The following is a 17,755-nucleotide window of genomic DNA, read 5'->3' as shown; positions in this document are numbered from 1 at the left end:
GCTCCTGAGGGTCAGCGACCGACGACGCCGGTGCGGTTGATGAGGGTGTCCAGCGCTTCGTCGACGGCGGTGACCACGCGGGCGGCCGCCTGGTAGGCGGTCTGATAGGTGAGGAGGTTGAGCGTCTCCTCGTCGTTGTCGACGCCCGCGACCGACTGCTGGGCGGCGACGGCGGCGATCGCACCCGACTCCGCGCGGGTCGCACGGCCGAGGTCGGCCGCCGTCGCCACGGCGAACCGGGAGACGACGTCGGCCCACAGCGCGGTCGGACCATCGGCGCGGTCGCCGATGCCGGCGAGGGCGTCGGCATTGCTGCTGTCCAGCGCACCGGCCCCCGGCGCCGCCAGCGCGAGGCCGTCGCGCCCGGTCGGCACGACGCTGAGACCGAGGGCGGCGGGGCCGCCGGGCGCGACGGCGAAGAAGTCGCCGCCGGGCGTTCCCGAGGCGGTGACGCCGGCCCGGTGCTGGGCGTTGACGGCGGTCGCCAGTGCTGTCGCCAGGGCGTTGTGCGACGCGGCGAGGCCGGCGAGCACGCCGCCCTCGTCGGCGGGAGCGAGCACCGACAGCACGCCACCGAGTTCACCGCTGGCCATGGCGACCGCCGGTCCGTTCTGCCACGCGAGTGTGGTGGCCGTTCCCGCTTCGATCGAGGCAGGGCCGGCGATGGTGAGGTGTCGCGCCGACGCGCCGGAGACGAGGGCGTTGCCGTCGATGCGCAGCGTCATCGTGCCGTCCGCCTCCAGCGTGCCGGCCGCACCGGACAGACGCGCGACGGTCTGGGCGAGCAGATTGCGCCGGTCGACGAGATCGTTGGGCGCGCCGCCCGATGCTTTGGCCACGCGGATCGCACCGTTGAGCTCGGCGATCTGGTCGGCCGCGGAGTTGAGCTGCGTCACCATGCTGTCGGCCGAGGACCGGGCACTGGACCACTGCGATGAGACCGAGCGATAGCCGTCGGCGATCTGCGCGACCAGCGTGGCGGCGCCGGTGAGCACCACCGCCGCCGCCGCGGTCGAGTCAGGGGTGTTCGAGACGTCCTGCCATGCGGCCCAGAAGCCCGACAGCCGATCGGCGAGCCCGTTCTTCGTCGGCTCCGCCAGCGCTGCCTCGGCAGCCGCGGCGGCGCTCGCCTTCGTCGACCAGTACCCACTCGAGGCCAGCGTGTCCCGCACGCGGGTGTCGAGCACGGCATCGCCCAGGCGCGAGATGCCGTCGACCGACACGCCGTGCCCGGGCTGCGCGCCCATGGCGAATCGGCCCATCACCGGCACGGCGCCGACGGCGGAGGTCTCAAGACGCTGGCGCGTGTAGCCCTGGGTCGTCTGGTTGGCGATGTTCTGGCCCACCAGGTCCATGCCACGGCGCGCGGCCGCGAGGGCGCTGGAAGCTGCGCCCAATCCGCTGAATGTCGACATCGTGTCCTTCTTCTCACATCTCGGTGTCGACGAGACGGGCGGTGTCCTCCCGCGCCCGCTCGCCCTGCGTCGTGTATTCGCCCGTGCTGGCGGCAAGGCCCGCGAGGGTCTCCTCCACCGCACGCACCGCCGCGCGCAGGTACGCCTCGCTGGAATCCCTCAGCTGCGCCACCTCCGACATGCGAGTGGTCAGCGCGGCGCGATGCTCGGTGAAGACCTCGCGCCATGCATCCGTCGGTGCGGCCGCGATCAGTTCCGACAGCGTCGTCGCCTCGGGCACACCCCAGTCGGCCGCCACGGCGGCCACCTCGACATCACGGCCGAGTCCGGAGGTGCGCAACTGCTCGAGGACCTGCTCGACCTCGCGCGTCGCGTAGTGAATCCATCGCATACTGCCCGCTCCGAGGAGCAGTCGCTGCTCCTCGAGCTTGAAGAGCAGGAACTCCAGCAGTTCCCGCTCCCGCCACAGCTGCATGGACAACTCGTTGGCTCCCATTTATCTCTATCTCCCCAGATCGATGATTTTTCTCGCCGTTTCGGCGACTTTCCCCAGTAGCGACCGGTCCCAGAGCCGCTGTTCTCTTCTATCGGCCGAATTGCACATAGTGTTATGACCGATTTCATGAGAGGTTTCTCATATTCATACCGTGCGGACCTGAGATTCCCCGCTTCTGCGGTGCACTTCACCGTTCGGAAGACCGAATGGCCGTAGAGATCGAAAGAGAGACCGACCTTGCACACCCCGGGCCGCGCGGAGCGCAATCGCCTCATCGAGGAGAATCTCCCCCTCGTGGGCTACCTCGCCCGCGACGTGCACGCCCGAGCGACGCACGTCCCTCGCGAGGAACTCGCCTCGGCCGGCGCTCTCGCCCTCGTCACGGCGGCGGAGGCGTTCGACCCGACACTCGGCGTCCCCTTCGGAGCGTACGCCCGCCGGCGCATCCTCGGCGCGTTCGCCGACGAGATGCGCTCCATGGACTGGGCGAGCCGCGGCATCCGCAAGCGCATCAAGGAGATCACGGCCGTGCGGGAGACCCTCACCGCGGCCCTCGGACGCACCGCGACCGCCGATGAGATCGCCACGACCATGGGACTGCCGCGGGACGCCGTCGTGGAGTCGCTCAACGACGCCGCCAGAACCGTCACGAGCCTCGACGACGCCGCCGTGCTCGACGTTCCGGCCGCCATCGCCCTCCCGGCGGAATCCGCCGCACTGCAGGAACGGCGAGAGGTCCTCACCCGCGCCGTGGCGGCCCTCCCCGAGCGGATGCGCGCCATCGTGCAGGCGGTCTACATCGACGAGCGCCCCGTGAAGGACCTCGCCGAGGAACTCGGCGTCTCGCACTCCGCGATCTCGCAGCAGCGCGCGGAGGCCGTGCGCCTGTTGCGCGACGCGCTCGAACGCTTCTACCTCGACACCGGCGCCGCCCCCATCTCGCGGGTGTCCGACTCGGCACGCGAAGCGTACTTCTCACGCATCGTCACGGCGACGCCGCCCCGCCACGGCGCCCTCCACGCCGCGAAGGCCGCCGCCAGCTAACGCCCGCCGTCGAGCTGCCGATAGGAGATTCCGGACACCTCGGGAACTCCCGACGAGCCGCACGACGACAGGAAGGGCGCGCACATGGGTCTCCAGATCGACGGACTCGCCTCCGGTCTCGACACCAAGGCGATCATCGATGCGCTGATGGACGTCGAGGCGATCCCGCGCACGCTGCTGAAGGCGAAATCCGACGACCGGCAGGTGATCATCACCCAGCTGCGCTCCCTCAACACGGCGCTGCAGGGGCTGTTCACCGCCGCCAAGGACGCCACCGGCGTGGGCGCCGTCGCGCAGGTGCGCACCAGCAGCTCCGACCCCTCCGTCACGGTCACCGCCAGCGCCGGCTCGGCCGCGGTGTCCAGCGACATCATCGTCGACCGCACCGCCACGGCGCACACGGTCGTCACGCGTGCCACCGCCGCCTTCACCGACCAGCCCCTCGTCCTCACGATCCAGAACGCGGCGGGCGACCTCATCGAGGTGAATCCGTCGTCGTCGGCGCCGGCCGACGTCGCCCGGGCCCTCACCGCCGCGGGGGCCGGCATCGTCGCCTCTGCCGTGTCGGCCGGCACCGATGCGGCCGGGCAGCCCCTCTTCCGACTGCAGATCACCGCGACGCAGAGCGGCGCGCAGGGGACCTTCCGGGTCTACAGCGGGGATGCCGCGGCCGTCACCGCCGGCACGGCGACGGACCTCGCCGCCGAGACCGGGGCGGCGGTCATCACGCAGGGCCAGGACGCGCAGGTGCGCCTATGGGCCGGCACGCCCGCCGAGCTGACCGTCACCTCCGACGACAACACGTTCGCCGACCTCTTCCCCGGCGTGGACATCACCGTCTCGAAAGCGTCGACCGAACCGGTGACGATCTCGGTCTCCGCCGATCCTGCCGCGCGCGCCAAGGCCGCCGGCGACTTCGTCTCACAGATCAAGGCGGTGCTCACCGGCATCGCGAACGGCTCCAAGACGACGGCCCCGACCACTCCCGGCGGCACCACGACGCTGGGCGTCTTCACCGGCGACAGCACGGTGCGCGGGCTGCAGCTCGCGCTGAGCAACGCCGTGCAGTACCCCGTCGACGGCGTCTCCCCCTCGACGATCGGCATCTCGATCGACCGCTACGGCGTGCTGAGCTTCGACGAGAAGAAGTTCACCGCCGCACTCGAGGCCGACGAGGCATCCGTCGAAGCGGTCTTCGCCGGTGTCGCGGCGCGCGTGCAGGAGACCGCCGAGCAGTACTCCGACAAGTACGACGGCCTCGTCACCGCCCGCATCACCGGCCAGGAGAGCGAGGTGAACCGCATCGCCGACCAGTTGGAACGCTGGGACGTGCGCCTGGAGATGCGGCGTTCCACGCTCGAACGCACGTATGCGTCGCTGGAGACGATGCTCTCCCGTCTCCAGTCGCAGTCCTCCTACCTGACGTCGCAGCTGGCCGCCCTCAACCCCTCGAGCTCGAAGTGAATGCCGCGCTGAGGGCGCAGCAGCGCTACCGGGACGAAGCGGTGCTCTCGGCGAGCCCGGAACGCCTGGTCACGATGCTCTACGACCGCCTCCTGCTCGACGTCGATCGCGGCGAGAGCGCTCAGCGCGCGGGCGACTGGGAGACGGCCAACACCGAACTGCAGCATGCCCAGACCATCATCGCGGCACTGGCAGGTTCGCTGTCACCCGACTGGTCGGGCAGCGTCGAACTGCAGGCCGTGTACTCCTACCTCACCCGCACGCTCGTCGGCGCGAACATCGGGCGGGATGCCGAGCGCACGCGGGAATGCCGCGAGCTCATCGCGCCGCTGCGCGACGCCTGGCACGAAGCGGCAGCGGCGCCCGTGGCCCAGCGCGCATGAGCGATCTGGAGACCTGGCTCGACCTGCTCGCACGCTTCGAGCACGACCTCGAGAGCCCTCTGGACGCCTGGGAGCCGTGGGAGCCGGTGATCATCGACACGCCGCTGCCGGAGCATCTGGTCGATCGGGCGCGCCTCATCGTCGCGCGCCAGGAGCAGCGCATGGCGCGCCTCCAGGTGGAGATGATCGCCACCCGCGCGCACCTGGACGCGGTGGGCATGGTGCCGGCGCTGCGCACGGACACCGCCGCGTATCTCGACCTCGACGGCTAACGCACCGCGCGCCGCGGCCGATAGATCTCCCTGAGCACGGATCGCTCATCTCCTTCGGCCAGGGATCGGCCACGGCAACCGTCGACGGGAACGGCTTTCGTGCTCGAATCAGTGACCACCGTTGCGCTCACCAGCGCCCTCACCGGGCTCTCCCAGCGCCAGCGGGCCATCGCGGACAACATCGCCAACGTCAACACGTCCGGCTACCTCGCGAAGGTCGTCGCGTTCGAGGACGCCCTGGCAGCCTCTGTCGAGCGCGGTGACGGCGCCGTCGCGCCCACCGTCACCGAATCCCTCGCCCCCACCCGACTCAACGGCAACAACGTCAACCTCGACACCGAGACGCTCTCGAACATCGACACGGTCCTGCGCTTCCAGTTCGCCTCCCAGGCGGTCGGCGGGTCGTTCAAGTCGGTCCAGACCGCCCTGAGGACATCATGACCTTCGACGCCATCGGCATCGCCGGCTCCGGCCTGACCGCGCACCGCACCTGGCTGGACGCGCTCAGCGACAACATCGCCAACATCAACACGGCGGCCTCCACCGACGACGCCGCGTTCCAGCAGCGCTACGTGGCCGTGCAGTCCGACGACGCCGCCGGCGGCGTGCGGGTGGCCGGTGCCCAGTTCGGCGACCCCGAGGGGCGACTGGTCTACGAGCCCACGCATCCGCTCGCCGATGCCGAGGGGTACGTCCGCTACCCCGACATCGATCTCGGGGAGCAGATGGGGCACCTGATCATGGCGCAGCGCGGCTACCAGGCCAATGCCGCCGTCGTCGACCGCGCCAAGACCGCCTACGAGGCCGCCCTCCAGATCGGACGAAACTGATGCCCCCGATCTCCGCGATCGACGCGATCGCCCCCTCCATCTCCCTGCCCGTCGCGCCGACCCGCGGGGCGGGCGACGACACCACGTTCGCCCAGAGCATCACGGGTGCCGTCGACGAGCTGCGGTCCCTGCAGTCGACCTCGAACGAGCTCGCCGTCGCCGCCGTCACGGGCGACCTCGACGACATCCACTCGGCGATGATCGCGTCCACCCGCGCGTCGGTGACGCTCGAACTGGTCGCGGCCGTGCGCAACAAGGGCGTCGACGCGTTCAATGAGATCATGCGGATGCAGGCCTGATGCCCGCTGCCGTCTCGTCCGTCTTCGCCCGCCTGCAGCGGGCGGTGGCGTCGTTCACGCTCGCGCAGCGGACCATCGCGATCATCGGCATCGCCGTGCTCGTGATGGGGGTCTTCGCGATCGTGACCTGGCTCTCCCGCCCCACCCTCACTCCGCTGTTCAGCGGGCTGAGCGCGCAGGACGCCAGCGCGGTCGTCGAGCAGCTGAAGGCCTCGTCGGTGAGCTACGAGCTCGCCGACGGCGGCTCGACGGTGCTCGTCCCCGAGGGCGACGTGTACGAGCAGCGGCTCGCGGCCGCCGTCGCAGGCCTGCCCGGCTCCGGCTCCGACGGCTACTCGCTGCTGGACACCATGGGGGTCACCAGCTCCGAGTTCCAGCAGTCGGTCACCTACAAGCGCGCGATCGAGGGCGAGCTCGCCCGCACCATCGGCGCGCTGGAAGGCGTCACGACGGCATCCGTGCAGCTGGCGATCCCCGAGGAGAGCGTGTTCGTCTCCGAGAAGCTGGAGCCCACCGCCTCGGTGTTCATCGAGACGGACAACCGCTCCACCCTCTCCACCGCGCAGGTCGAGGCCATCGTCCACCTGACATCTGCGGCCGTCAGCGGCATGAAGCCCGAGAACGTCGCGGTCGTCGACCAGGGCGGCCAGACCCTCTCCGCCGTCGGCACCGGGTCGACCGGCGGCCTCGCGCAGCAGGCCGGCGCCTACGAGGCGCGCATCGCCGCGAGCGTGCAGCAGATGCTCGACACCGTCGTGGGCGCGGGCATGGCGACCGTCACCGTCGCCGCCGAGATGGAGCAGGCCACCAGCGAACGCATCGACGAGACCTACACGCCCATCGAGGGTGAATCCGCCACCAGCGAGCAGTCCAGCACCGAGACCTACACCGGCCCGGGCGCGGGCACCGGGGTGCTCGGGGCTGAGATCGGCGCGGGCATCGCGGGCGGCAACGGCACGTACGAATCCACCGAGACCACCCGCAACAGCGTCATCAACAAGACCGTCGAAAGCACGTCCACCCCCGCCGGCGCCCTGTCGCGGCAGGCGATCGCCGTCGCCGTGGACCGCACCGCGGCCGAGGACATCGACGTCGACCAGCTCGAAGCGCTCGTCGCCTCCGCCGCGGGCATCGACCGCCAGCGCGGCGACGCCGTGACGGTGGAGCTCGTCACCTTCAGCGATGCCGGCGCCACCGCGGCCCAGGCGGCCCTCGACGCCGCGCGCGAGGCGGATGCCGCCGACCGCCAGGCCGAGCTGTTCCGCACCGCGCTCAGCGCCGGCGGCGTCGCCCTCGTGCTGATCCTCGCGACCGTGGCCGGCATCGTCGTCATGCGCCGCCGCGCCGCGGCTGCCGCTGCGACCCCGCTGGACCTCGTGCAGGTGGATGCCCCCGCCGACCCGTTCGCCGCGCTCGTGCAGGGCGGCCCAACGGCGCAGCTCGAGCAGTCGCCGACCATCCCGCTGCCCGTCGACTACGAGCCGGACCCCGAGCCGGAGCCGGCCCAGGTCACGCTCGACCGCCGCCGGGCCGAGCTCGCCGAGTTCGCCCGCCGCGATCCCAGCCGCACCGCCGATCTGCTGCGCGGCCTCATCCGGGAGAGCCAGGACGCATGAGCACCCTCACCGGAACGCAGACCGCCGCCGTGGTCATGATGAACCTCGATCGCGCCCTCGCGGTCGAGGTGATGAAGCACCTCACCGAGGACGAGGCGGAGGGAGTGGCGGCCGAGATCATCCGGCTGCGTCACCTCGACGCCGAGACGACGACCCGCGCGCTGTCGGACTTCCACCGCATGCTGCAGGGCCATCTGCCGCCTGCGCGGGGCGGTCGCGACATCGCCGCGGGGCTGCTGGAGGCATCGTTCGGCTCCGAACGGGCCGCGGGCGTGCTCACCAAGGTGTCCTCCGCGATGACCGGGTCCTCCTTCGACTTCCTCATCTCCGTCGAACCCGCCCAGATCGCCAGCGTCGTCGACGGCGAACTGCCGCAGACCATCGCCCTGGTCATCGCGCATCTGCCCGTCGATCGCGCCGCGGCGGTGCTGGCGGAATTGTCCGACCCGGTGCGCACCGACGTCGCGCACGCGATCGCGACGATGGGCACGGCCTCGCAGGATGCCGTGGCGATCGTCGCCGAGACGCTGCGCACCCGCTCCGGCGCGTTCGCCACCCGCGACGCCCCCGAGACCCTCGGCGGCGTTCAGCCGCTGGTGGACATCATCAACCGGTCCGAGGCCACGGTCGAGAAGGCGCTGCTGGCGAACCTGGAGGCGCGCGACAGCGTGCTGGCCGAGGACATCCGCTCGCGCATGTTCACGTTCGCCGACCTCGTGGTGCTGGAGGACCGAGACGCCCAGCGGGTGCTGCGCGGCATCGAGATCCGCGTCCTCGCACTCGCGCTCAAGGGCGCACCGCCCGCGGTGGCAGCGGTCATCCGCCGCAACATGTCCGAGCGCAACCGCGACACCCTCGACGAGGAGTCGCAGGCCATCGGCGCCGTGCGCATCTCCCAGGTGGAGGAGGCCAGGGCCGAGATCGTCCGCACCATCCGCGCGCTCGAAGCCGTCGGCGACATCCGCGTGCAGCGGGGAGACGAGGAGGAGTATGTCTCTTGACGTCTTCACCCGGATCGAGATCCCGCGCCTGTCCGGACCCGCCGAGCACGCCGAGCGCGAGCGCGCCGCCCGTCGCGGCCACGCAATGGGATACGCCGAGGGCATGCGCCTCGCCCGCGAAGAGGCCGAGCGCGAAGCCGAGCGGGCGGCGCAGCAGCGCCGCATCGCCGCCGCCGATGCGGTCGCGGCGACGACAGCCGCCCTGGATGTGCTCGACCGTGCGGTGACGGCCCTCGCCGAACGCACCGCCGCACTGGCGCACGTCGCCGAGGAGCGGGTGCTGGCCCTCGCGGTCGAACTCGCCGAGACGATCCTCGACCGGGAGCTGGCCGACCCCGTGCGCGCAGCACTCACCGCGCACGCCCGCGCGGAGCGCGTCGTGGACACCACCGACGCCGTCATCGTGCTGAGCCCCGCAGACCTCGCCACCCTCGACGGCCTCGGCGAGCGCCCCGGCGCCATCCGCATCGAGTCCTCGGGCGAGCTCTCCCCCGGCGACGCCGTGGTGCGCGTTCCCGACGGCGAGGTGGACCTCCGCGTCGACGCCGCCCTCCGCCGTGCGCGGGCGGCACTGGCGGAGGTGGGCTGATGAGCCGCTGGTCCGCCGTGCTCGACGCCGCGCGCCCGGAACGCTCCGGCAGCGTGTCGCGCATCTTCGGGCTGGGTGTCGAGGTGCGCGGCATCGGCGCCGCCGTGGGCGACCTCATCACGATCGGCGGTCGGGTGGATGCCGAGGTCGTCGCCGCCGAGCGCGGCGCGCTGCGGTGCATGCCACTGTCGGCGACGACGGGGCTGCGCGTCGGCGACCGCGCCACCCCGCTGGCGGGCGGGCTCAGCGTGCCGGTGGGACGCGGCGTGCTCGGGCGCATCATCGACGGCCTCGGCCGCCCCATCGACGACCGCGGCCCGATCGAGGCGCCCCGGGTGGCGCTCGGTCATGACACCCCGCCGGTGATGGACCGCGCCCGCATCGACGTCCCCCTCTCGTCGGGGGTGCGCGCGATCGACACCCTCACGCCCATCGGCCGCGGACAGCGCATGGGTCTGTTCGCCGGGTCGGGGGTCGGCAAGTCGTCGCTGCTGTCGATGATCGCCCGCGGCTCCGCGGCCGACCTCAACGTCATCGCCCTCGTCGGCGAGCGCGGCAGGGAGGTGCGGGAATTCATCGAGGACGACCTGGGCCCCGAGGGTCTCGCCCGCTCGGTCGTCGTCGTCTCCACGTCCGACGAGCCGGCAATGGCACGCCTGCGGGCCGCCTTCACCGCCACCCGCATCGCCGAGGCGTTCCGCGACGGCGGCGGGCACGTGATGCTCATGATGGACTCCCTCACCCGTGTGGCGATGGCCCAGCGGGAGATCGGGCTGGCCGCGGGCGAACCGCCGGCCACGCGCGGCTACCCGCCCTCGACCTTCCCCGTGCTGGCGAACCTCCTCGAACGCGCCGGAAACGACCGGCAGGGTTCCATCACGGGCGTCTACACCGTGCTCGTCGACGGCGACGACCACAACGAACCCGTCGCCGACACCGTGCGCTCGATCCTCGACGGCCACATCGTGCTGGACCGCTCGCTCGCCCTCACCGGGCACCACCCGGCCATCGACGTGCTCGCCTCGGTGTCGCGCCTGGCCGGCAAGGTCGCCACCCCCGAGCAGCAGCAGCTCGCCACGGTGCTGCGCACAGTGCTGTCGGCACGGCGCGGGGCGCACGACCTCATCGGCATCGGCGCGTACCAGGCCGGGGCCGACCTGCGCGTGGATGCCGCGCTCACCCACGAACGCACGATCGAGCAGTTCCTCACACAGTCGCTGGACGAACACGCCCCCGCGGAAAGCTCGTGGCAGCGGCTGCGCGCCCTCGTCATGGACTTCGGAGACCTCTCATGAGCCGTCCCTTCCGCCTCGCCGGGCTGCTGCGCGTGCGCGGCATCCAAGAGCGTGCCGCCGCCGAGCACCTGTCGCGCGCGTCGATGGAGCACGTGCGCACCGAGGCGCGCGAGCGACAGCTGCGTGCCGCGCTGTCGACGTCGGCCGATGAGGCCGTGGACGTGCGCACGCTCTCGGCCCTCGCCGCGAGCCGTGTCGCCTCGCGCAGCATGCTGGCGGACCTGCGCACCCTCGCGGAGATGCAGGAGGCCGCCGTGGCGGAGGCGCGCGAACGGCACACCGCCACCCGCATCGACGAGCGCGGCCTCGCCCTGCTCGCCGAAGCCCACGCGCGGCGGGAGCTGGCGCGCGAGTTGCATGCGGAACAGACCGAGCTGGACGAGATCGGGGTCAGATCCCGCACCGAGGAGGCATCGTGAGCATCGTCAACGTCCTCGCGCGCGTGGATGAGATCCAGAACCGCATCCGCTCGCTCGCCGCAGAGCCGGTCGGCGGCACCGCGAACGCCGGCGCGACCTCGGGCACGAGCGCGGGCGCGTTCGCCACCGCCGTGCAGGACGTCATCGGCGCCGCCGCGCTGACGGGCGGCTCCGTCAGCGGCGAGGACGTCGTCGCGCAGGCGAAGAACTACCTCGGCGTCCCCTACGTCTTCGGCGGCGAGGACATGAGCGGCATGGACTGCTCCGGCCTCGTGCAGCGGGTGCTCGCCGATCTCGGCATCGACGCCCCCCGCGTCGTGCAGGACCAGGCCGACATCGGGGTCGAGGTCGGGTCCCTCGCCGAGGCGCGCCCCGGCGATCTGCTGGTCACCAACGGCGAGAAGCACATCGTGATCTATGCCGGCGACGGCAAGATCATCCACGCCCCCAGCCCCGGTAAGAACGTCGAACTGCGCAACAACTACCTCACCGACGCCGACATCCAGACCATCCGGCGCGTCGTGCCCTCACGGGCCGAGATCGCCGCCGCGGCGGCGCCCGCCGTCAGCGCGGCGTCGATGTTCGCCGCGGCAGCCGCTCCCGTCATGGCCTCCGCCGCGCCCGTGTCCGCCGCCGCCGGCGCCCGCGCCGCCTCGATGCTCGCCGGCTTGACCCCCACCGCCTCCCCCGCCACCGCGCTGAGCGCCGCCCCGGTCGGCGGCACTCCGGCCGCCGCGACCCTGTTCGCCGCCGCAGCGTCCGGTGCCCCCGCGACGATGTTCGCCGCCGCCCGCGCGATGCCGTCGGCCGCCCCCGGATCCGAGCGCGGCGCGGCGGATGCCGCAGCGGCCGTGGCGGCGGCGAGCGCGTCATCGGCGGGGCCTGCTCCCGCCGAGCCGGTCGCGGCCGCGCCGCAGCCGGCCGCGGCCGCCCCGGCGGCACGCACCCCGTTCGCGCAGCAGGTGTCCGCCCCCGTGCTGTCGCTGGCCAGCGCCGGCGAGGGCGAGCACACCCTCACCCTCACGGTGTCGCCCGAGAACCTCGGACCGGTCACCGTGAAGGCGCAGATCACCGGGGCATCCATCGTCATCGAGCTCGCCGCCCCCACCGAGACCGGTCGCGAGGCGCTGCGTGCGCTGCTCGTCGACCTCCGCCGCGACCTCGCCGGACTCGCCGCGAGCTCGTCGATCGTGCTCGCCGCCGGTGACACGTCGGCCACCGGCAACGGCCAGAACCAGAACCCGTCGGGCCCCGCATGGCCGGGCGGCTTCGGGTCCTCCTCCGGTTCCTCGGGGCAGTCCGGCGCCTGGAGCTCCGGCACCGGGTCCCGCGGCGAGCGCGACACCGCCGCCGACACCCCCGCACCCCTCCCCGCACCCGCCCCCGCCGCCGTCGGCGCGGGCATCGACCTGTTCGCCTGACCCGAAGGAGCACCATGCCCCCCGTCGATTCCGTCTCGGGCGCCTCCTCCGCGCCGCAGACCCTCACCGCTCCGCCGCCGAAGCAGACGATGGATGCCGAGGTGTTCCTCACCCTCCTGGTCGCCCAGATGAAGAACCAGGACCCGAGTTCGCCCATGGACACCAACGAGATGATGGCGCAGACCACCCAGCTCGCGATGATGGAGCAGCTCACCGCGCTCACCGACACGTTCAACGAGAACTTCGCGCTCAGCATGCGCCAGGCCGCCGCGGGGCTCGTGGGCCAGCACGCCTCCTACCTCGACGCCGACGGCACCACCAAATCGGGACTCGTCTCCAAGGTCTCGTTCGAACAGGGCGTCCCCTCCGTCACCATCGGCGACAAGACCGTCCCGCTAGACGCCGTCTCCGGCGTCACCACTCCCCCCGCTTCCTGACCCGCACCAGAAGGGCTTCTCATGCTCCGTTCGCTCTACGCCGGCATCTCCGGCCTCCGCTCGCACCAGACCATGCTCGATGTGACGGGCAACAACATCGCCAACGTCAACACGATCGGCTTCAAGGCCGGTTCCGTGCAGTTCCAGGACACGCTCTCCCAGATCGTGCAGAACTCCCGCGCCGCCCAGGCCGGCGCCGGCGGCACCAACCCGGCCCAGGTGGGCCTGGGCGTGCAGGTCTCCGGCATCCGCACCAACTTCACCGCCGGCTCCCCGCAGGCCACCGGCGTGCCCACCGACCTCATGATCGCCGGTGACGGATTCTTCGTCGTGCGCAACGGCGCCGAGAGCCTCTACACCCGCAACGGCGCGTTCTCGTTCGATGCGGCCGGGCGCATGGTCACCAGCGACGGCTCCCTCGTGCAGGGGTGGACGGCCGTGGACGGTCAGCTCGCGACCGGCGGTCCCACGTCGGACATCTCGCTCCCCATCGCCGCCACCGCCCCCGCGCAGCCGACGAGCACCGCGAGCGTCAAGGGCAACCTGCCGTCGGATGCCGCCGTGGGCGAGTCGCTCGTGCGTGACATCACCGTCTACGACGGGGTCGGCACCGCCAGCCAGCTCACCCTCACGTTCACCCGCACCGCTGCCGGCTGGGACGTCACCGACGGCACCGCGACGACGGCGCTGGCGTTCACCGACGGCAAGCTCCCGGGCGCTGCATCCATCGTCTCCGGCGGCGTCACCGTCGACCTCTCGTCCGTCACCGGCTTCGCGGACCTGCGCACCGTCGCGATCGGCGAGCAGAACGGACGCGCACCGGGAACCCTCGTGTCGTACACGATCTCCGGCGACGGCAGCCTCATCGGCGCGTTCAGCAACGGCGCCTCGCAGGTGCTCGCCCAGGTGGCACTGGCCTCCTTCGACAACCCGGAAGGCCTCGAGAAGGCCGGCTCGTCGCAGTACCGCGCGGGCGCGAACTCCGGTGAGGCCGCCGTCGGCGCCGCCGGGGCCGACGGCATGGGCTCGCTCGTCAGCGGCGCCCTGGAGATGTCGAACGTCGACCTGTCGCAGGAGTTCACCAACCTCATCGTCGCCCAGCGCGGCTTCCAGGCCAACGCGCGCATCATCACCACGAGCGACGAGGTGCTGCAGGAGCTGACCAACCTCAAGCGGTGATCCCGGCCGGCCGACGGCGCGCCCCTAACCGATGCGCGCCGTCGGCCGACAGTCGTATCCACAGCCAGGCACGACCGGCGGGTTCTGCGTACGCGCGCGGCGCCCGGCGGATTCAGAAGGAAGAGAGCGCATGATCGTCCTCACGCGCCTGAACCGTGTGCCCTTCGCCGTGAATCCCGACCTCATCGAGCGCATCCAGGTCACCCCCGACACCACCCTCGTGATGGTGGACGGCGCCACCTTCGTCGTCGTCGAGTCGATGGACGCCGTGATCGACAGCATCGTGGACTACCGCGCCCGGGTGATCGCCACGGCGGCCGGCCGACGCGTCACGGAAGGTGAGAGCTGATGGACCCGTCACTGCTCATCGGCATCCTGCTCGCCTTCGGCGGGCTCTACGCGATGATCAGCCTCGAAGGCGCCCACGTCAGCGCCCTCCTGCTGCCCGCGCCCATGGTGCTCGTCTTCGGCGCGACCATCGCCATCGGCATCGCCGGCGGCACGCTCAGCGACGCCGCCGGCGCGCTGCGCGCCCTCCCCCGAGCCTTCCGCGGGCTCGGCGGGTCGACGAAAGACCTCATCGACAAGGTCGTCCACTACGCCGAGATCGCGCGCATGCAGGGCCTGCTGGCCCTGGAGAGCGCCGTCGCCGACGAGAAGGACCCCTTCCTGCGGCAGGCGCTGCAGAACATCGCCGACGGCACGGATGCCGATGACCTGCGTGTCCTCATGGAGGACCAGGTGGCCACCACGGCGTCCCAGCGCCGCACCGCCGCACGCTTCTACAGCACGCTCGGCGGTTACGCGCCGACCGTCGGCATCGTCGGCACCGTCGTCTCCCTCACCCACGTGCTCGAGAAGCTCGACCAGCCCGACACGCTCGGCCCGCTCATCGCGGCCGCGTTCGTCGCCACCCTCTGGGGCCTGCTCTCGGCGAACTTCATCTGGCTCCCCATCGGCTCCCGTCTGCAGCGCCTCGCCGAGATCGAGGTCGACCGGATGACGCTGCTCACCGAGGGCATGCTCGCCGTGCAGTCGGGCAGTCCGCCGCACCTCGTCGAGGAGCGCCTGCGGGCGCTGGCCCCCGAGTCGGTCGCCAAGGGCGGCAAGCGCAAAGAGAAGTCCCCGCAGCGCGCGGACGAGCGGGCATGAGCGTCCGGCGCGCACGACGCATCCCCGATCACGGCCACCAAGGCCCCGACGAGCGCTGGATGGCGTCGTACCTCGACATGGTGACGGTGCTGATGTGCATGTTCATCGTCCTGTTCGCGATGTCCACCGTCGACGAGCAGAAGTTCGAGGCGCTGCGGGCGTCGCTGGCGACCGGGTTCGGCAGCGAAGCCTCCGCGGGGGTCGACGTCTCCGAAGGCGTGATCGTCCCGCCCGAGCTCCTCGACGAAGCCGGCGAGGGCTTCCTCGACATCGCGCTCCCCGCGGCCGACCCGCAGCCGACGGCGGCGGAACTGGAGTACGCCGGGCTCGATGACCTGCGGGCGCGCCTGCAGGGAGCGCTCGACACCCAGGGGCTCGGCGACGCGGCCACCTTCACGATCGACGACCGCGGGTTGACGATCGGCCTGGTCAGCGCCGAGACGTACTTCGCGACCAACAGCGACGAACTCAGCGACAAAGCACGCGCCGTGCTGGATGCCGTCGGCGGCGTGCTCGCCGCCGACGAGCACCGCATCTCGGTGGAGGGCCACGCCGACCATCGGCCGCCGTTCGCCCCGTTCGCCGACAACTGGCAGCTGTCCACCGCGCGGGCGACCGGCGTGATGGGGTACCTCGTCGACGCCCGCTCGGTCGGGGGCGAGCGCGTCACCTCCGTCGGCTACGGCTCCTCGCGCCCCATCGCGGAGGGCGACAGCGAGCAGGCACTGGCCAACAACCGCCGCGTCGACATCGTCGTGCTGTCCGACGCCGACGAAGAGGTGCGCGCCCTCCTGCCGCAGATGTCGGGCGTGGACGCGTCGGGCTGAGCCGCCCCTTACGCACGGCGTCGGCCGTCCGATAGTCCCATCCGTGCAGATCGACGACCGCGCGCACCCGACCACAGGTCCGGAGCGCTACGACTTCGGTCGCCCCGCCGCTCTCTCGCGTGAGCACACCCGCGCTCTCGCGGGGGCGTTCGACGCGTTCGCCCGGCAGTGGGCGATCCAGCTGACTTCGAAGACCCGTCTGCGCGCCCACATCGCCGTCGAGCGGGTCAACCTGGAGACCTACGACGAGTACGTCGCCACCGTGCCGCTGACGACGACCCTCGTCATCTGCGCCGCCGAAGACTCCGACGACCGCATCATCGTGGAGTTCCCGCTGGACACCGCCCTCTCGTGGATCGTGAAGATGCTGGGCGGCGACGTGCCGGGACGGCTGGACACCCGCTCGCTCACCGCCGTCGAGCAGGCGCTGCTGAGGGCGCTCATGGATGAGACGCTCGCCCACCTGCGCGGATCGCTGGGGGCGCTGCTCCCCCAGGAGCTGACCGTGAACGCCGTGCAGTACAACTCCGCGTTCGCCCAGATCGCCGCGGCGCAGGAACTGGTCGTCGTCGCCCGGTTCTCGATGAAGTTCGCCGACCGCACCGAAACGGCGACCATCGCCCTGCCCGCAGCTTCCCTCCTGGAGCGGCTCTCGCGCACGGCATCCGCCCCGCACGCGGTCAGCGACCCCGGGATCGTGCGCTGGCACGTCGAGGAGACCCCCGTCGAACTCACCCTGCGCCTCACGCCCCGCAGCATGCGCCCGAGCGAGGTGCTGACCCTGTCGGTGGGCGATGTCATCCCGCTGCCCCACGGCCAGGACCGCCCTCTCGACCTCGCCGTGGGCGACAACGTCGTCGCGTCCGCCGCCGTCGGGGCCAACGGCGCCCGCCTCGCGTGCGTCGTCACTTCATCCGATCTGTCCCACTCCCTCGTCGAGGAGCAGAAATGACCAGCACCACCGCCCACGAGTTCGCGGCAGCCGCCGCCTTCGCCGACCGCCTGCCCACCACCGGCCCCACGACCGCGCGGCCGTCGAGCGGTTCGAGCGAGACCGGGGATGCCGTCATGGTGTCCTCCGTGGGCGACACCAGCGCGGCGCTGGCGGTCATGATGCTCGACGAGAGCGCCCTGGTCGACGGCCTGTCCGGCGCCCCGCTCACCGAGCGGCTGCACGACTCCCTCGACGCTGCGGCGACGGCGTTCGGCCCGTCCGTGCTGGGCGAGCCCGTCATCGGCGACGCCTCGGCGCTGTTCTCCCACCCGGCGGCACAGGTGTTCGACCTCGTCGACGAGAACGAGCGCACGATCGGCCGCCTCGCGGTGCGCATCTCGCAGACCCGGTCGGCCTCTCCCCGCCGCCTGCAGCGCATCGCCGGCGTCGAGATGGACCTCACGGTCGAGGTGGGCCGCACCCGCATGACCGTCCGCGACGTCCTCGACCTGGAACCGGGCCGCATCGTCGAGCTCGACCGCTCGGCCGGCGCCCCCGCCGACGTGAAGCTCAACGGGCGCCTCATCGCCCACGGCGAGATCGTGGTCGTCGACCAGGACTACGCCGTGCGCATCACGCGGATCATCGAGAACGCGGAGGCGTGAGCTGGACGATCTGCTCC

At 71.8% G+C, this 17,755-nt stretch carries 22 protein-coding genes; 20 read left to right on the top strand and 2 right to left on the bottom strand.

Features of this window, described 5'->3' with window-relative positions; translation table 11 throughout:
- Window positions 1-11: 11 nt before the first annotated feature.
- The gene (flgK, locus tag ACFVR6_RS00905; RefSeq protein ID WP_386957923.1) at window positions 12-1,415 is read right to left on the bottom strand and encodes a flagellar hook-associated protein FlgK; all 1,404 of its coding nucleotides are present in this window, start codon (window positions 1,413-1,415) and stop codon (window positions 12-14) included.
- Window positions 1,416-1,428: 13 nt separating this feature from the next.
- Window positions 1,429-1,911: a flagellar export chaperone FlgN gene (gene flgN, locus ACFVR6_RS00900; RefSeq protein WP_386957921.1), complete on the bottom strand. Its 483-nt coding sequence runs from the start codon at window positions 1,909-1,911 to the stop codon at window positions 1,429-1,431.
- 237 nt (window positions 1,912-2,148) lie between these two features.
- Here flgN and ACFVR6_RS00895 point away from each other — a divergent pair, with 237 nt between their 5' ends.
- The 20 genes from ACFVR6_RS00895 to fliN all read left to right on the top strand — a co-directional run bounded on the left by ACFVR6_RS00895 (window position 2,149) and on the right by fliN (window position 17,738).
- Window positions 2,149-2,955 (top strand): sigma-70 family RNA polymerase sigma factor, encoded by an 807-nt coding sequence (locus ACFVR6_RS00895; RefSeq protein WP_386957919.1) that lies wholly within the window; start codon window positions 2,149-2,151, stop codon window positions 2,953-2,955.
- A gap of 84 nt (window positions 2,956-3,039) precedes the next feature.
- Window positions 3,040-4,419, top strand: a complete 1,380-nt coding sequence (fliD, locus tag ACFVR6_RS00890) for a flagellar filament capping protein FliD (RefSeq protein ID WP_386957917.1) — start codon at window positions 3,040-3,042, stop codon at window positions 4,417-4,419.
- On the top strand, window positions 4,416-4,802 hold the full coding sequence (gene fliS / locus ACFVR6_RS00885; protein WP_386957915.1) for a flagellar export chaperone FliS: 387 nt from the start codon (window positions 4,416-4,418) through the stop codon (window positions 4,800-4,802). The genes fliD and fliS overlap by 4 nt, the downstream gene beginning before the upstream one ends.
- Window positions 4,799-5,074, top strand: a complete 276-nt coding sequence (locus ACFVR6_RS00880; RefSeq protein WP_386957914.1) for a hypothetical protein — start codon at window positions 4,799-4,801, stop codon at window positions 5,072-5,074. Before fliS ends, ACFVR6_RS00880 begins: the two co-directional genes overlap by 4 nt.
- A 99-nt stretch (window positions 5,075-5,173) precedes the next feature.
- Window positions 5,174-5,515: a flagellar basal body rod protein FlgB gene (locus ACFVR6_RS00875; RefSeq protein WP_386957912.1), complete on the top strand. Its 342-nt coding sequence runs from the start codon at window positions 5,174-5,176 to the stop codon at window positions 5,513-5,515.
- Window positions 5,512-5,904: a flagellar basal body rod protein FlgC gene (flgC, locus tag ACFVR6_RS00870; RefSeq protein ID WP_386957910.1), complete on the top strand. Its 393-nt coding sequence runs from the start codon at window positions 5,512-5,514 to the stop codon at window positions 5,902-5,904. Before ACFVR6_RS00875 ends, flgC begins: the two co-directional genes overlap by 4 nt.
- On the top strand, window positions 5,904-6,203 hold the full coding sequence (gene fliE / locus ACFVR6_RS00865) for a flagellar hook-basal body complex protein FliE (protein ID WP_386957908.1): 300 nt from the start codon (window positions 5,904-5,906) through the stop codon (window positions 6,201-6,203). Before flgC ends, fliE begins: the two co-directional genes overlap by 1 nt.
- Window positions 6,203-7,819 (top strand): flagellar basal-body MS-ring/collar protein FliF, encoded by a 1,617-nt coding sequence (fliF, locus tag ACFVR6_RS00860; protein WP_386957906.1) that lies wholly within the window; start codon window positions 6,203-6,205, stop codon window positions 7,817-7,819. The genes fliE and fliF overlap by 1 nt, the downstream gene beginning before the upstream one ends.
- On the top strand, window positions 7,816-8,820 hold the full coding sequence (fliG, locus tag ACFVR6_RS00855) for a flagellar motor switch protein FliG (RefSeq protein ID WP_386957904.1): 1,005 nt from the start codon (window positions 7,816-7,818) through the stop codon (window positions 8,818-8,820). The genes fliF and fliG overlap by 4 nt, the downstream gene beginning before the upstream one ends.
- Window positions 8,810-9,409: a FliH/SctL family protein gene (locus ACFVR6_RS00850; protein ID WP_386957902.1), complete on the top strand. Its 600-nt coding sequence runs from the start codon at window positions 8,810-8,812 to the stop codon at window positions 9,407-9,409. The genes fliG and ACFVR6_RS00850 overlap by 11 nt, the downstream gene beginning before the upstream one ends.
- Window positions 9,409-10,704, top strand: a complete 1,296-nt coding sequence (locus tag ACFVR6_RS00845; protein ID WP_386957900.1) for a FliI/YscN family ATPase — start codon at window positions 9,409-9,411, stop codon at window positions 10,702-10,704. The genes ACFVR6_RS00850 and ACFVR6_RS00845 overlap by 1 nt, the downstream gene beginning before the upstream one ends.
- Window positions 10,701-11,123, top strand: coding sequence for a hypothetical protein (locus ACFVR6_RS00840; RefSeq protein WP_386957898.1), 423 nt, complete (start codon window positions 10,701-10,703; stop codon window positions 11,121-11,123). Before ACFVR6_RS00845 ends, ACFVR6_RS00840 begins: the two co-directional genes overlap by 4 nt.
- Window positions 11,120-12,544, top strand: coding sequence for an NlpC/P60 family protein (locus tag ACFVR6_RS00835; protein ID WP_386957896.1), 1,425 nt, complete (start codon window positions 11,120-11,122; stop codon window positions 12,542-12,544). The genes ACFVR6_RS00840 and ACFVR6_RS00835 overlap by 4 nt, the downstream gene beginning before the upstream one ends.
- Window positions 12,545-12,558: 14 nt before the next feature.
- Entirely contained in the window at window positions 12,559-12,981 is a 423-nt protein-coding gene (locus ACFVR6_RS00830) for a flagellar hook assembly protein FlgD (RefSeq protein WP_386957895.1), read from the top strand.
- 21 nt (window positions 12,982-13,002) lie between these two features.
- Window positions 13,003-14,160 carry a flagellar hook protein FlgE gene (locus tag ACFVR6_RS00825; protein WP_386957893.1) on the top strand — a complete coding sequence of 386 codons (1,158 nt, stop codon included), beginning with the start codon at window positions 13,003-13,005 and terminating at the stop codon, window positions 14,158-14,160.
- Between the two features lie 130 nt (window positions 14,161-14,290).
- Window positions 14,291-14,509, top strand: coding sequence for a flagellar FlbD family protein (locus ACFVR6_RS00820; protein WP_386957891.1), 219 nt, complete (start codon window positions 14,291-14,293; stop codon window positions 14,507-14,509).
- Complete coding sequence (locus tag ACFVR6_RS00815; RefSeq protein WP_386957889.1) at window positions 14,509-15,312, top strand: motility protein A; 804 nt, start codon at window positions 14,509-14,511, stop codon at window positions 15,310-15,312. The genes ACFVR6_RS00820 and ACFVR6_RS00815 overlap by 1 nt, the downstream gene beginning before the upstream one ends.
- Window positions 15,309-16,139: an OmpA/MotB family protein gene (locus ACFVR6_RS00810; protein WP_386957887.1), complete on the top strand. Its 831-nt coding sequence runs from the start codon at window positions 15,309-15,311 to the stop codon at window positions 16,137-16,139. The genes ACFVR6_RS00815 and ACFVR6_RS00810 overlap by 4 nt, the downstream gene beginning before the upstream one ends.
- Before the next feature lie 43 nt (window positions 16,140-16,182).
- Window positions 16,183-17,091 (top strand): flagellar motor switch protein FliM, encoded by a 909-nt coding sequence (locus ACFVR6_RS00805; protein ID WP_386957885.1) that lies wholly within the window; start codon window positions 16,183-16,185, stop codon window positions 17,089-17,091.
- Complete coding sequence (gene fliN, locus ACFVR6_RS00800) at window positions 17,088-17,738, top strand: flagellar motor switch protein FliN (protein ID WP_386957883.1); 651 nt, start codon at window positions 17,088-17,090, stop codon at window positions 17,736-17,738. The genes ACFVR6_RS00805 and fliN overlap by 4 nt, the downstream gene beginning before the upstream one ends.
- Window positions 17,739-17,755: the final 17 nt, after the last annotated feature.

The organism is Microbacterium sp. NPDC058021 (assembly GCF_042885955.1).
In the GTDB taxonomy this organism is placed as follows: domain Bacteria; phylum Actinomycetota; class Actinomycetes; order Actinomycetales; family Microbacteriaceae; genus Microbacterium.
This window is presented reverse-complemented; position numbering and strand designations above follow the sequence as displayed.

What these genes read in the sequence shown, in the direction of transcription:
- flgK (WP_386957923.1), bottom strand. Translation starts at nt 1,415, where the DNA reads ATGTCGACATTCAGCGGATTGGGCGCAGCTTCCAGCGCCCTCGCGGCC.
- flgN (WP_386957921.1), bottom strand. Translation starts at nt 1,911, where the DNA reads ATGGGAGCCAACGAGTTGTCCATGCAGCTGTGGCGGGAGCGGGAACTG.
- fliD (WP_386957917.1), top strand. Translation starts at nt 3,040, where the DNA reads ATGGGTCTCCAGATCGACGGACTCGCCTCCGGTCTCGACACCAAGGCG.
- ACFVR6_RS00880 (WP_386957914.1), top strand. Translation starts at nt 4,799, where the DNA reads ATGAGCGATCTGGAGACCTGGCTCGACCTGCTCGCACGCTTCGAGCAC.
- flgC (WP_386957910.1), top strand. Translation starts at nt 5,512, where the DNA reads ATGACCTTCGACGCCATCGGCATCGCCGGCTCCGGCCTGACCGCGCAC.
- fliE (WP_386957908.1), top strand. Translation starts at nt 5,904, where the DNA reads ATGCCCCCGATCTCCGCGATCGACGCGATCGCCCCCTCCATCTCCCTG.
- fliF (WP_386957906.1), top strand. Translation starts at nt 6,203, where the DNA reads ATGCCCGCTGCCGTCTCGTCCGTCTTCGCCCGCCTGCAGCGGGCGGTG.
- fliG (WP_386957904.1), top strand. Translation starts at nt 7,816, where the DNA reads ATGAGCACCCTCACCGGAACGCAGACCGCCGCCGTGGTCATGATGAAC.
- ACFVR6_RS00850 (WP_386957902.1), top strand. Translation starts at nt 8,810, where the DNA reads ATGTCTCTTGACGTCTTCACCCGGATCGAGATCCCGCGCCTGTCCGGA.
- ACFVR6_RS00845 (WP_386957900.1), top strand. Translation starts at nt 9,409, where the DNA reads ATGAGCCGCTGGTCCGCCGTGCTCGACGCCGCGCGCCCGGAACGCTCC.
- ACFVR6_RS00840 (WP_386957898.1), top strand. Translation starts at nt 10,701, where the DNA reads ATGAGCCGTCCCTTCCGCCTCGCCGGGCTGCTGCGCGTGCGCGGCATC.
- ACFVR6_RS00830 (WP_386957895.1), top strand. Translation starts at nt 12,559, where the DNA reads ATGCCCCCCGTCGATTCCGTCTCGGGCGCCTCCTCCGCGCCGCAGACC.
- ACFVR6_RS00825 (WP_386957893.1), top strand. Translation starts at nt 13,003, where the DNA reads ATGCTCCGTTCGCTCTACGCCGGCATCTCCGGCCTCCGCTCGCACCAG.
- ACFVR6_RS00820 (WP_386957891.1), top strand. Translation starts at nt 14,291, where the DNA reads ATGATCGTCCTCACGCGCCTGAACCGTGTGCCCTTCGCCGTGAATCCC.
- ACFVR6_RS00815 (WP_386957889.1), top strand. Translation starts at nt 14,509, where the DNA reads ATGGACCCGTCACTGCTCATCGGCATCCTGCTCGCCTTCGGCGGGCTC.
- ACFVR6_RS00810 (WP_386957887.1), top strand. Translation starts at nt 15,309, where the DNA reads ATGAGCGTCCGGCGCGCACGACGCATCCCCGATCACGGCCACCAAGGC.
- fliN (WP_386957883.1), top strand. Translation starts at nt 17,088, where the DNA reads ATGACCAGCACCACCGCCCACGAGTTCGCGGCAGCCGCCGCCTTCGCC.